The sequence below is a fragment of the Tolypothrix sp. FACHB-123 genome (assembly GCF_014697075.1).
Taxonomy (GTDB): domain Bacteria; phylum Cyanobacteriota; class Cyanobacteriia; order Cyanobacteriales; family Nostocaceae; genus Aulosira.
In genome coordinates, this window is the sequence record NZ_JACJRE010000003.1 from 81197 (window position 1) to 94451 (window position 13255).

At 39.5% G+C, this 13255-nt stretch carries 10 protein-coding genes; 2 read left to right on the forward strand and 8 right to left on the reverse strand.

The window, feature by feature from the left end; genetic code table 11:
• The first annotated feature begins 654 nt into the window (after window positions 1-654).
• Window positions 655-1569, forward strand: coding sequence for a hypothetical protein (locus tag H6G41_RS02910; protein ID WP_190743452.1), 915 nt, complete (start codon window positions 655-657; stop codon window positions 1567-1569).
• Between the two features lie 202 nt (window positions 1570-1771).
• Here the strand turns inward: H6G41_RS02910 and H6G41_RS02915 are convergent, their stop codons facing one another.
• A complete protein-coding gene (locus H6G41_RS02915) occupies window positions 1772-2323 on the reverse strand; it encodes a pyridoxamine 5'-phosphate oxidase family protein (protein WP_190743454.1) in 552 nt (183 codons plus the stop codon).
• A gap of 134 nt (window positions 2324-2457) precedes the next feature.
• Here H6G41_RS02915 and H6G41_RS02920 point away from each other — a divergent pair, with 134 nt between their 5' ends.
• A complete protein-coding gene (locus H6G41_RS02920; protein ID WP_190743456.1) occupies window positions 2458-3396 on the forward strand; it encodes a carbohydrate ABC transporter permease in 939 nt (312 codons plus the stop codon).
• A 690-nt stretch (window positions 3397-4086) separates the two neighbouring features.
• Here H6G41_RS02920 and H6G41_RS02925 read toward each other — a convergent pair.
• From H6G41_RS02925 to H6G41_RS02950, 7 genes are all read right to left on the reverse strand, one after another.
• Window positions 4087-4464, reverse strand: a complete 378-nt coding sequence (locus H6G41_RS02925) for a response regulator transcription factor (protein ID WP_190743747.1) — start codon at window positions 4462-4464, stop codon at window positions 4087-4089.
• A 72-nt stretch (window positions 4465-4536) separates the two neighbouring features.
• Window positions 4537-7836, reverse strand: a complete 3300-nt coding sequence (locus H6G41_RS02930) for a PAS domain S-box protein (protein ID WP_190743458.1) — start codon at window positions 7834-7836, stop codon at window positions 4537-4539.
• Window positions 7837-7846: 10 nt separating this feature from the next.
• On the reverse strand, window positions 7847-9814 hold the full coding sequence (locus tag H6G41_RS02935) for an ATP-binding protein (RefSeq protein WP_190743460.1): 1968 nt from the start codon (window positions 9812-9814) through the stop codon (window positions 7847-7849).
• Window positions 9801-9941: a hypothetical protein gene (locus tag H6G41_RS34770; RefSeq protein ID WP_206756936.1), complete on the reverse strand. Its 141-nt coding sequence runs from the start codon at window positions 9939-9941 to the stop codon at window positions 9801-9803. Before H6G41_RS34770 ends, H6G41_RS02935 begins: the two co-directional genes overlap by 14 nt.
• 165 nt (window positions 9942-10106) lie before the next feature.
• Window positions 10107-11219, reverse strand: a complete 1113-nt coding sequence (locus H6G41_RS02940) for a cell wall metabolism sensor histidine kinase WalK (protein ID WP_190743462.1) — start codon at window positions 11217-11219, stop codon at window positions 10107-10109.
• A 5-nt stretch (window positions 11220-11224) separates the two neighbouring features.
• Window positions 11225-11935 (reverse strand): response regulator transcription factor, encoded by a 711-nt coding sequence (locus H6G41_RS02945; RefSeq protein ID WP_190743464.1) that lies wholly within the window; start codon window positions 11933-11935, stop codon window positions 11225-11227.
• Window positions 11936-12129: 194 nt separating this feature from the next.
• On the reverse strand, window positions 12130-12840 hold the full coding sequence (locus H6G41_RS02950) for an NYN domain-containing protein (protein WP_190743466.1): 711 nt from the start codon (window positions 12838-12840) through the stop codon (window positions 12130-12132).
• Window positions 12841-13255 lie beyond the last annotated feature (415 nt).

A 13255-nucleotide genomic window follows, 5' to 3' on the forward strand; every position in this document is an offset into this window, starting at 1 on the left:
AATTAAAAATCATACAGCCTTAGTGCGAGTAATTCTATAGGTTGGGGTAGAAATGGTGATGTTGGCTATGCCAGCAGAATAGCGATCGCTATTTTAGCCATAAACGAATCAAGAAAACTGTGGCAAGCTGAGCGATCGCCCAGAACAGAGAATATTTCTCTATCTCCTCTCTCTTGGGTATTCATCCGCTAGCAGTAGATAAATTTTTGAGCTACCTCAAAAAGAGCGATCGTTAATAATTTTGTTACCAACATCTCTTGCTAATTGTCTATTACCAACCTTAACCACTCAATTTTATCGCTTCACTCAAATTACTCGCTTAAGCTTGTTCTCTGTTTATTTATATACTTCTTCTGCTTAAATTCATGCACATATAGCCCTCTTTTACAGGAATTTTTTGTTTATATTGTCACTTTTATTACACAAATTTTATCATAAATTGTATTGAGATTTACTCTTAAATATTTCAAAAATAGCTAATAGATATACTTCTGATGATTGTTAATTTAGCAAATATATAATTTTAGTTTTTAGAAATAGTTGTTGTTGCATTTCCAGCTAAAGATAGAGGGCGATCGCTGGAAATATATCTAGGATAGGAACAATTACAGATATTAAGTGCTAAATCTAGCAATATCTAAAATTTAGATTATTATGTCTATTAATTCCCTGCAAAAGGATACTGAAGTCAATAAAAATAATCCGCAAATTCTAGAATTAGAACTTGCACTTTTTATCACTAAACTCAAAAATGGTGTTTGGCTTGCGGGAATTCCTTCTTGGCTATTTGGTATCACCGATAGAAGTTTAGCTGCTTTTGCTGATGGCTATTTCTCTTCCTTAGAAGTATTCCAGCTATTTACAGCTTCATTTTTCTTTTTGAGTTGGCTGTATTTAAGACCAGAACAGGATTTAAAAAATGCTGAAGGTTATCTTTGTCCTACTCAAGATAATCGGTTTGAGTTGAAAAAACGGCATATGATCAGTCAGGAATATATTTTACCTTTTCCTTATCTGTGCCAAATTTATCATTTGCTGAACTTAAAGCATTTAGAAACAATCCACAAATTTAGTCTGAATAATTTAAGAGTAATTAATATTAGCTCTTTCCAACCTACAGCTAACGGTGGTAGGCTAAAATTTCAAACCGTATTAGAATCTCCACTTAACGCTTTAAGAATATGGCGACAACCGATAGTTGAAGTGGATTTAATTTTACATACTCCTTATACCATTGAACTCAGTATTCCGGTCTACAATGGTAAAAGAATCACTGTCATGTTCTATGCATTACCACTATCCCAGAGAGAGCATTATCTATTTATAGAAATTTACAGCGATCTAGACTGGCCGAAACCAATACTGCAAATCTTATTGCATTTAGCTTCCTGTTTAACTTTGTTTGAAGACTTACCTTATTTACGCAATCTCTACGAGAAAAATATTGAGCGTTTATTTAACGTTAATTTAGCGTCCAACCATCAAACAATGTTGCTGTTTAAAAGATTTGTCGAACTATATGGTTCCAGCACCAAAACACACAAATTACTCGAAGGAAGTAATTTATAATTCGTAATATTTCGGCTGCACTCAGTACAAATTCGTAATTAGTAGTAGTATATGTAGAGCGGGCGCTGTCCACTCTACTAATTTTTATATAGCAATCCTAAGTGATTTGTGAAATATTACAAGCAGGGTTGTTGACTGTGAACGGTTAACAGTCAACAGTCAACAGCCAAAACCGATATTTTTCGCAACTGAAATAGGATTGCTATATATGTGGTTTCAAGTTGAGAAAGCTAGCTAAGTTAATTTGAATTTTTGTGTCTACTAATTGATTACCAACTGCTAAACGATTACCTGTCAGCCAAACCTGTTGAGGTTGGAATTTATAGATGCGGCGGGGCGAATCATCTAAATAATCTGCTACTGTGCGATTAAGTTGCTTATTAGCTCGCTTCTCTAGTAGTTTCATCGTTTTTTCGATATTCTCTACATCTAATTCAGCCGCAGAGCCAGACAAATATACACCTGCTGCTGAACCTTGAGCAACGCTGGAATTAAAAATAGCGATCGCTACCCGCCCAGAATTGTGATAAATATTTTGTGAATGCTGTGATACTATAGCCGAACTCCAGTAAATATGCCACTGCTCATCATAAGCAAAAAATACAGGCGATACCCAAGGTTCGCCCTCTGGGGAACAAGTTGATAAAGTACAGTAAATATTATTGATAATCAAGTTCTGCGCTTTTTGGATGATTTCTGGTTTTTCAGAATCAATGGTATCGATCCATCTATTGGTAGCAGTTGCAACTTCCATAAAATTCTGCTTCTCCTAAAAATGATTAATTTATCTCAAAATAGCTTTTCAACTACAATTATTGTGTAATATAGAAATTTTATATTAAGTTGGTCGGCGCAAAAAAACCAAACTGACAATCAAAATCTACTTTTATGAATCAATTGTCTGCTAAAGATTGGATGTTAATTAAACAGCGACTAACTCCTTATTTATTTTTGCTACCTGCTTTAATAATTTTGGGTTTAACAGTATTTTGGCCTGCATTGCAAGCATTTTACCTCAGTTTTACAAGTTATGAAGATATTGCTCAGCCAGCACAATGGATAGGGATTAATAATTTTCTTAAGCTGTGGAAAGATAAAGTTTTTTGGCAAACTTTGACCAATACTTTTATTTATCTTGTCGGTGTAGTGCCAATTTTAGTAATTGCTCCTTTAGGTTTAGCTATTTTAGTGAACCAGAAACTACGGGGAATGAATTGGTTTAGAGCAGCGTATTATACGCCAGTGATAATTTCAATGGTAGTTGCAGGAATCGCTTGGAAATGGCTGTATGCTGAAAATGGTTTACTAAATCAGTTTTTAAAAGCTGTGGGTATTTTTCCCGAAGGTATTCCTTGGTTAACCGATAATAATCCCCCAATTAAAATTTTTGGTATTGTACCTATTTCTTTAGCAAGCGTGATGGCTGTGACTGTGTGGAAAGGTTTAGGTTACTACATGGTGATTTACTTAGCAGGTTTACAGTCAATTCCCGCTGATGTGTACGAAGCCGCAGCAATTGATGGTTCAGATGGTATCCGCAAACATTGGGATATTACTGTTCCTTTAATGAAGCCTTATCTTGCTTTAGTAGCGGTAATTTCTGCAATTTCTGCTACCAAAGTATTTGAAGAAGTTTACATCATGACCCAAGGCGGGCCACTAAATCGGTCAAAAACAATTGTTTACTATTTATATGAGCAAGCATTTAGTAATTTAGAAATTAGTTATGCTTGCACGATTGGATTAGTTTTATTTTTAATAATTTTGGGTTTGTCAGTATTGCGATTAGTAATTAATCAGCAAGGTAGCGATAATATCGCAGTTTAGGAACTACCCAAGCAAAGTAAGCTGGATGTTGACCAAAATATCAAAATTTTGGCGATCGCATGTATTTAAGCAATAGTAATTTGATTAAATTATTCTTGAGAATGATTGTGCGGGAACAGATAAGCGATCGCCGCACAGCCAGAAGCAGTTAACAGGCTAACCAAAAATGCAGCTAATATAAAGGTGGACATATTCATCATAAGTTGGTTGCAATTCTCTAGTAATTACCCAATTTTTACTGTGATGAAATATTCTGTTGGTTAACAAAGACAGTAAAAATTTGCTGATTTTAATTGAATACAGATACAGGTTAATTTTTACTTACCACCAGAGAAAAGTCTAATGTTAAACTATCCATAATTAATTTAAAAACTGTATTTCCTGAATCTTAAACTAGCAATTCGATATGACACCGTCATGACTACCTTGTGTCAATATATTGTATTTGCAGCATTTTTTACCCTAAATTAACCAAAAATGCTATATCTGATACTACATCTGAATCTTGTAAACACAGAAATGCTAGATATTTGATGAGTATATTTGTGATTTTTAATAAAAACAGCCAATTCTTCTACAAGATTATCCTGCTTTCTCAATTTAGCAGCTATTAATCAGCTTTTTGATGGCAGGAATTAACCAGTAACCTGTGGAAAACAAAAGACAAACGCCAACTACTGAGAGCTTGATTTAAAAGCCCAACACTTGCATTGATTTTTCTAATACCTCTTTGGGGCGAAATGGTTTAGTTAGATATAAATCGGCACCAACATCGATACCTTTTTGTTTATCAAACTCCTGTCCCTTAGCTGTTAACATGATGATATAAATATCAGTCATTTGTAAATCATGCTTTACAGTATGACAAACTTCTAAACCATTCATTTTTGGCATCATCACATCGAGAAAAACTAGATTTGGTTTTTCCGTTTTAATAGTTTCTAGCGCTTCTTCTCCATTTCTAGCGGTTAGAAGTTCCACCCCTTCATCTTCTAAGGCTTCTAGAGCTTGTTCCATCAAAGTCACGATATTGGGTTCATCGTCAACAATTAAAATTTTCTGAATCATAATATTCTCTGGGTATTGGGCATTGGGCATTGGGCATTGATGAATATTTATCTTCCTTGTCTTCTGTGAAAATTAGCGATCGCATAACATGATGAACAATACATTTTCCAATTCCTTCTCAAATTTGAGAGTTTTTACCAAGTCAGCTTCTTGGGAGAAGAGAGCATCGATGATAATCATGTCAGGTTTGACTGAGAGGGCTTTGTTAATGCATTCTTGGGGATTGGAGGCTTCAATTACGTTATAGCCTTGAGTTTGCAGTACATCCGATATGGTTTTTAAAGTTGATGCATTGCGATCGACAACCAATACCTTTTTACTGGAAGTACCTTGAGATAGTAGTGAGCCAATCTCGCTGCGGAGTTGCTCTGTGTTAATCGGCTTGGTGAGATAGCGATCGATGCCAATGTGGTAACCTCGTTCTTTGTTTTCGATAATTGACAAAATAATAATGGGAATGTCTGCTGTATGCGGATCGTTTTTGAGGACGGCGGCGACATCAAAGCCGTTAATTTGCGGCATCATCACATCCAGCAAAATTAAATCGGGACGGTTGATTTTGATTTGCTGAATCGCATCCATACCGTCTTTGGCTTCGCGAACGTTATAACCTTCATTTTCTAGTTGTTGACGCAGGAGTTCGCGAATATTGATGTCATCATCTACTACCAAAATAGTTTTGCGGTTTTGCTCCAATACAGGATTGGTGATGATGACATGTTCTTTGAGTTGTTTCACCAATGCATCGAGGTTCAGATTGGCACTGGCTTTGTGCTCGTTGGTATAAATGGGAATAAGGAATGAGAAACTGCTGCCTTTGCCTGGTTGACTCTCTACCCAAATTCTGCCACCGTGATGCTCAACAATTTGTTTGCAGATGGGTAGCCCTAAACCGGTACCTTTGGGTTTATCGGTGAGGGTGTCACCAACTTGACGGAATTTCTCGAATACTTTCGGCTGATCTTCTGGAGCAATACCGATACCTGTATCAATGACGCTGATACATATACCATCGTTGTGTTGTTTAATACGACAGGTGACAGCACCAAATTTAGTAAATTTAACGGCGTTGGAAATCAGGTTGATCAAGACTTGCAACAGCCGATTGCGATCGCCTATGATTTGCGGCAGTCCTGGTGCCATTTCGGTAATAAGCTGCAAGCCATTGGTTTCAAATAATGCCGATGTCGAAGTGGTTGCCCAATCTAGTAATTCACTAGGATCGAGAGGCTGCATTTGCCATTCCACTTTACCTGCTTCCATTTTGGCAATATCTAAAACATCGTTAATCAACGATGTCAGCCGTTCGGCTTCCGATACAATAATGTTGAGGTTATCACCTACTCGCTTGATAGTTTTTTGCAACTTGCGGTCTTCGTTAGTCAGGATGGGGAAGACATCGGTTTCTAGCTTTTCCTTAATGATGGAGGCAAAACCGAGGACAGAAGTTAAAGGTGTCCGCAGTTCGTGGGAAACTGTGGAGATGAAATCTGTCTTCATCTTGTCAATTTCCTTTTCTGCCGTTATATCCCGAATTAGCAAAGCTGAACCAAAGCAAGTAGGAGGTTCGTTGTCTACTGTTTTCTTGAAGATGGCGGTGGCTACTGCTTGCCCAATTTTTTCCTTGGCTAAGGCAATTTCCGCAGCAAATACCTCTTGGGGATGAGACTGGGTTTGTTCAATTAAATTTGCTAACCCGGATATGGGTAGTTCTCGATAGTGGCCATTGAGGTGGCTGGCTGTCAATCCATGCATGGCTAAAAAAGCAGGATTGAAATGAGTGATTTGTCCGGTAATATCTGTTACTAGTAAAGCATCAGCTAGGTTATCCAAAATTGCATTTAAACCTTGGGCTTCAGCTAAGGTATTTTGCAGAGCTGCTGTACGTTCTGCGACTCTGGCTTCTAGTTCTTGATTGAGTTGCCGCAGCGCAATTTCTGCTTGTTTACGGGCAGTAATATCGGTATTAATTTCCAGGATGGCGCTGGGTTGACGATCGATATCTCTTTGCAATGTCCATCGGCTTTGGACAATAATATGTTTACCATCATGGGTGAGGTGTTCTACTTCTCCTTCCCAATTACCTTGCTGTAATAACTCGGCTACGATTAATTCTTTGGGTTTGGGAAAGATTTTTTTGATAAATTGGTAAATGTATTGGTCTATTATTTCCTCGCGCATCCAACCGTAGAGCGTTTCTGCACCTTGATTCCAGTACAAAATTTTCTCGCTCATGTCACGCACAATAATCGCATCGCTGGAATGATTCAACATATCTAATAAACGTTGATTTTCGGCTTCTGTCAATTTGCGATCGTGAATATCTGTACAGGTGCCAATCCATTCGCGAATGCTGCCATCTGCTTCCAAGACCGGGACACCACAAACTGAGAAATAGCGGTAATTGCCATCTTTACCCAGTAGGCGATATTCGGTTTCATAAAGACCTCGTTTGGCTACAGCGTTACTCCAGGCGTCAAAGGAACGGGCGCGATCGTCGGGGTGAACCGCATCGATCCAACCCCAGTCGGCAACTTCTGCTTCCGTTTGGCCTGTGTAAGCCATCCAAGTCATCATTTCACGACTGATACCCAATCCTTCCGGGGTAGTTCCCCAAACAATTTGGGAGGTAGCTGCGACTAAAGAGCGATATCTTTCTTTTAGCCTTTGATTTTCGGCTTCTGCTAATTTGCGATCGTGAATATTTGTACAGGTGCCAATCCATTCACGTACGCTGCCATCTTCTTCAATTACAGGAGCGCCCCAGACCCAAAAGTAACGATAATTACCATCCTTACCCCGGATGCGATATTCAATTTGATATTGGCTGAGGTTGGCAACAGCCGTACCCCAAGCTTCTGCGGTGTAGCCGCGATCGTCAGGATGAACAGCCTCAATCCAACCGCCGTTTTCTGCTTCGGCTAAAGTTTGTCCTGTATAAGCGATCCAATCTTCCAGTTCAAAGCAAATTCCTTCAGGGGAGCTAACCCAAATTATTTGGGTGTTAGTCTTAATTAAAGAGCGATATCTCGCTTCGCTCTGTTTCAAGCTTTTTTGCGGCTTCAGGTCGCTGATATTCTCTACACTCGACCAAATTAGCTTCTCTCCATCCTGCTCAATTATCTGTCCGGAAACCCTCACCGGCACCAACTGCCCATCTTGATGAATTAATTCCTGTTCTACAGGCCCGTAACGACTAGTTTGTTTCAGTTCTTCTAGTATGGCTGGCTCAATGGGATAGGGAAAATTAAGAGTTTCTGAGACAGTACGCCCCAAAATGGCAGCATAAGTGGGATTAATATAAATTAGCGTCCCATTCATGCGGCACAGTACCAAACCCAGAGGACATTTTTCTAATAGCTGATGAGACATAGTAGTTTTCTTAATGGTTGGTATAGGTAGGGTTCGGGCAATATAACCAAGACAATAAGGTGGCGTAAAGTTTTAAGGAAATGGGATGGCGTTGGAAAATTTGATAAATCTGCTCCGGTGTTGCAGCTGCAACGCCTGGATTCTGTTGGGAAAGTTGGTGCAGCAGCTGGGTATGGCGCGTTAGCAGATCCGTCGGTTTGAGTATGGGAGTTGTGGAGGGAATAAAGCCTTCGGCATCAGGGGTGAGAGATGATTGATCTGGAGAAATTATTGAGATAACTGGGTCAGAAATTATACTGTTTTGTTGCTCAACAGCTTCTACGATTGCCGGATTGACAGGAATCTGAATCCAGAATTCTGTACCTTTACCTGGTTGAGAACGACATTTAAGAATTCCCTGGTGTTTTTCAACGACAATTTGGTGGCTAATTGCCATCCCTAAGCCAGTACCTTTACCCAGTTCTTTGGTAGTAAAAAATGGGTCATAAATGCGTCGCATGACCTCCTCTTCCATTCCCGGGCCGTTGTCAGCAATCCGAATCACTACCCACTGAGAATTGAGTAATTCGGTGCGGATGGTAATTTGGGGTTGGGTCAATTGTTGGGGATTGTGGTCTATGAACTCTTCTAAAGCATCAATCGCGTTAGCTAGGATGTTCATAAATACCTGATTCAACTGTCCGAGATAGCATTCGATTGCGGGAAGTTTTGCATATTCTTTGATAATTCCAATCTCTGGACGGTTAGTAGCTGCTTTGAGGCGATGGCGAAGAATCATCAGCGTTCCGTCGATGCCATCATGGATGTTGGCAGCTTTCATTTGGGATTCGTCATGGCGAGAAAAGTTTTTCAGAGATTGGACAATTTCGACAATGCGATCGCTCCCTAGTTTCATTGAATCTAGTAATTTAGGGAGATCCTCAATAATAAATTCCAAATCAATATTGTCTAGTTCTGATGCCAAATCCGGTGGAGTCACACAGTTCTGATACACTTGCAGCAAGTACAATAGGTCTTGAGCGTATTCGGAAACATACCTTAAATTGCCACAAATAAAATTTACTGGGTTGTTAATTTCGTGAGCTACTCCGGCAATAAGTTGCCCTAAACTTGACATTTTCTCACTTTGAATTAACTGGGTTTGTGCCAATTGCAAATCTTGGAGAGCTTGCTGAAGCTTTTCGGTTTGGGCTTGAGCTTGGGCAGTTGCTTGAGTACTTTGTTCGTAAAGTGAGGCTTTTTCAATGGCGATCGCTGTTTGGGAACCAAAGATACTGGCAAGTTTGAGGTGTTCTGCCTTGTAGGCATCGGTTTTGGCCGCACCAATAGCGATCGCGCCTAATATCCGCTCCTTAGCTCGCAAGGGTACGCAAATTAGGGAATTAATGCTTGTTTCTTGCCATAATCGCGGATCGGCTTGAACATCATTGATCAGTTCTGCTCGACCAGACTGAACAATATCCCCAATGATCCCTTTCCCCGGTTCTGGCTGATTTTGGGCAAAAAATTCGCCAAAATCAGCCAGAATTTCAAAAGCTGTAGCATCTGCATTCAAAAGTAAGATTGTTCCCGCTGAAGATTCCATTAATTGGCTCATTTCATGCAGCACGAGTTGAGCAATCTGCCGTCGATCTAAACTTGTGGTTAGCTGGGTGGAGATATCCTCAAATAAATCAATTTCCTGATATCGCTCCAATAGTTCTTTTGCGAGTTCTTTCTTTTCAGCTTCCTGCTTTGCCAACACTGAGAGCAAACTCGCAAGTAAAGTTGCTTGTTGTTCGCCCACAACCCAACCGATGATTTCTCCAGATACTTCGATGGGATAGCGGTTTGCGCAAGTATGCTCTCCCACACTGATGATTTGTGTGCCGTCTACTAGTTCCACTGCGATCGCTATGTTGAACTCATGAGCGAAGTTTTGCAGCAAAGACGGCAACTGCGATCTATTCAGAATCCTTCTGAGGTTAACTGCGGACATGAAATACCTCATTTACAGCAGGTGGGACATTGACCGCATTCTCTAGGTGATAGCTAAAACTCTCAACAGCTGACTCCGCATCGCTACCCGTTCGCCTAGCATCCCTGGAAAAAAGAAGAATTACCATAACAGTCTAGGAATATACTAATTTCTTAATAAGAGTAGTTTTCCCAGAAAGGTGGAAGGCGTAACACTATATTTGGGCATGAGGCATTGGGCATTGGGCATGGGGCATTGGGCATTGGGTAAGTTTTTCTCCCCTGCTCCCTGCTCCCTGCTTCCATGCGGTTGCCTAAGCTAATGGCAGAGAAAATTCAAACTTACTACCAAATCCTTGCTTGCTTTCTACGTGAATTGTGCCGCCTTGCAGTTTAACTAGACGCTGAGAAATCGTTAATCCAATACCTGTGCCTCCAGAATGGCGATCGCGCGATGAATCAGCACGCCAAAAGCGCTCAAATACATGAGGTAATTCTTCCGGCGCAATACCAATACCTGTGTCTACAACTGCAATCCAAAGTTGCCCGGAGTCACTTCTCACATAGATGGTAATAGAACCTTTGGTAGTATAGCGAACTGCATTGCCTAGCAAATTTACTAGTATTTGTTCTGTGCGATCTAAATCTGCTAATACAAAAGGCAGTGAAGCAGGGCACTCTAAAAGCAAAATCGGGCCATCTTCTAATAATTGGTCTGTAAATTTTTCTACTAATGACTCTAACAAAGGGCGAATATTGACGCGCTGTATATTAATCGCTAAAGAACCAGCTTCCGCCTTAGAAAGTTCTTGTAGGTCGTTAACCAACCGCTCTAAACGCTTAGTTTCTTTGGCTAGCCGTCGATAAACATCAGCCGATGGTTCAATTTCGCCATCAGCAAGTTGTTCTAAGTAACCGCGAACAACGGTTAGCGGTGTTCGTAGTTCATGGGTCATGTCTCCAATTAATTCCCGTCTTCTTGCTTCCACTCCTTGTAAACTATCTGCCATGCGGTTAAAACTAGCACCTAATTGGTTAATTTCGGGAATATCAGATATGGGTAATCTCGCTTCAAAATGACCGGAAGCATACTGTCGGGTAATTTGCTCCATATCGGTCAATCCCTGCATAATTCTTCTAGATACCCAGTAACTCAATCCACCAGCCGCAGTAGTCCCAACTAACACCGACCAAAGAGTGCTGCGCTGCCAAGCTATTTCAAATCCTTGCACTAATTCGGTGCGGATATCAATTAAATCTACTCCCTCATTTTCTAATCGTTCCAAGTGGAGGACAAAGAAACGGGGAGAGGAAATTTTACTAATGATTACCAGACTAAAAACTCCTACTATCATCACTACCAAGTGTGAAAATAATAGGCGCGATGTTAAAGCTAAGGACTTTGTCCAACGCCAGTCCTTGTTCATTTTGTTTAACCCATACTGGAGTCATCAAATTTATAGCCTACTCCCACTACAGTTTTAATAAAAGTAGGATTAGATGGGTCGGGTTCAATTTTTTTCCGCAATCGAGCTATGTGAGTATCGACTACACGCTCATCACCAAAAAAGTTATCACCCCAAAGTTTGTCTATTAATTGGCTACGGTTCCAGACTCTACCAGGATTGCTGACAAAGGTACTTAACAAGTTAAATTCTAGAGTCGTTAAGTCTAAGACTTCCGCTTGTTGGGAATCTAAATGGCGACTGGCGGTGCGTTGGTCTATATCGACAATAAAGTGTTGGCTGCGATTGACTTGATGTTGTCCCCCTTGGCGGAGACTACGCCTTAATAAGGCGCGCACTCTCGCAACTAATTCTCTAGGGCTGAAGGGTTTCACCATGTAGTCATCAGCACCAGTAGATAAACCAATCACGCGATCGATTTCTTCACCTTTAGCTGTGAGCATTAAAATATAAGGATCTTTTGCACCTGGTTTTTGACGAATTCTGGCACAAACTTCTAACCCATCTAAACTAGGAATCATTAAATCCAAAATGATTAAATCTGGTGGTTGTTCTTGGAACATCCGTAAGGCATTTATACCATCACGGCTAATCCGACACATAAATCCTTCTTTTTCTAAAGTTAATTGAATTAATTCAGCAATTTCTATTTCATCTTCAACAATTAAAATATCCATCTCGATTTAAGAGAGTATTATACGCAGAGTAATTCCGAAATTATAGTTTTCAGCTAATATCCTGACATATTGCCTGAGATTACCTCAAGATTGAGATTGATGAATGGTCTTTTATATTGGCTGAATATGTCTCTGGCAAGAGTTTTTGATTGGGACTTTAGTCCTCAATTTATTCGCACTATTTATCTTGAAAATTAGACGCCAGAATTAGACAAAATGCGATAATTATATCCAGGTTTAGCATCTTTTTGGATATATTGTTTAATGCTATCTAAATCTATAAAATAGTCAGCTACATCAATTAAGATATCGCTGGTCATTGCGCGTAAACTCACAACTTCTACCCTAGCGCCTGTGCTAGTGACAGCATTGACTGCATAAGCTAAATCTCCATCGCCACTTACTAAAACTGCTGTATCGTAGTAGGGTGCTAAATTAATCATATCTACAGCAATTTCTACATTCAAATTTGGTTTTTTGTAATTCTCTACTGGTTGGAATTCTTTAGTGACTACACGATAACCATTACGACGCATCCAAAACAGAAAACCCTGTTGTTTTTCTTGGGAACGCAGACGAATTGCAGGTGGTCGGGACATATCAATACCAGTGTAGAAAAAAGCCCGCAATAGCCGCGAATTTTCTGTTAATCGACAGAGTAATTTAAGATAATCAATTTCTAAACCCACTTGCAAAGCCGCATGAAATAAGTTAATTCCATCAATAAAAATAGCTACTCTCCCACGATGAATGCCTTGAAATAGCAAGCTTGATACTGTAGAATTTGGTTTTCTTATTTCGGAAAGTTCTGGCTCATTATTGATGAAATTTTTATCTTTATAAGATATACCCTCATTTAGAGGTTTATCCTTATCTTTTTCTGTGGTAAATGTATTAATATTCATTGTCCGATACCTCTAAATTCTTTAGTACAAAAGGTCTTTGGGCAAATTAGCAGTGAAGATTCGGTACTGATTGATTAGCCTAGTATGCTGTGAGGAATTCGTAATTTGTGAGGGATTTACCATCTTGGTAGTTTGCGTTGTTGTCTTGTTATGACTTCCCGCAAGGGTTGGTAAAATCCTGAATCTACAGGGTAATTCGTAATTATCTTTTTGCCAGGTTTTCAGATATTTCTCAAAATTGGTTTATTTATGCACTTGCTATCCTAACAGGAAATACCATGCTGTTACTTGCTGCTAATAAACCTGATTTCTGCTGATAGTGCAGATTTACAAGTGAAATATCTAAAAATTATGACTTGGTGTGAAGATAGATTTAACGAAATTTCCCCAATATTTATGGATAGACTGCTATTTA

Bases quoted from the DNA above. Each gene is read 5' to 3' on its own strand.
- H6G41_RS02910 (WP_190743452.1), top strand. From the start codon at position 655: ATGTCTATTAATTCCCTGCAAAAGGATACTGAAGTCAATAAAAATAAT.
- H6G41_RS02915 (WP_190743454.1), bottom strand. From the start codon at position 2,323: ATGGAAGTTGCAACTGCTACCAATAGATGGATCGATACCATTGATTCT.
- H6G41_RS02920 (WP_190743456.1), top strand. From the start codon at position 2,458: ATGAATCAATTGTCTGCTAAAGATTGGATGTTAATTAAACAGCGACTA.
- H6G41_RS02925 (WP_190743747.1), bottom strand. From the start codon at position 4,464: ATGATTCAGAAAATTTTAATTGTTGACGATGAACCCAATATCGTGACT.
- H6G41_RS02930 (WP_190743458.1), bottom strand. From the start codon at position 7,836: ATGTCTCATCAGCTATTAGAAAAATGTCCTCTGGGTTTGGTACTGTGC.
- H6G41_RS02935 (WP_190743460.1), bottom strand. From the start codon at position 9,814: ATGTCCGCAGTTAACCTCAGAAGGATTCTGAATAGATCGCAGTTGCCG.
- H6G41_RS34770 (WP_206756936.1), bottom strand. From the start codon at position 9,941: ATGGTAATTCTTCTTTTTTCCAGGGATGCTAGGCGAACGGGTAGCGAT.
- H6G41_RS02940 (WP_190743462.1), bottom strand. From the start codon at position 11,219: ATGAACAAGGACTGGCGTTGGACAAAGTCCTTAGCTTTAACATCGCGC.
- H6G41_RS02945 (WP_190743464.1), bottom strand. From the start codon at position 11,935: ATGGATATTTTAATTGTTGAAGATGAAATAGAAATTGCTGAATTAATT.
- H6G41_RS02950 (WP_190743466.1), bottom strand. From the start codon at position 12,840: ATGAATATTAATACATTTACCACAGAAAAAGATAAGGATAAACCTCTA.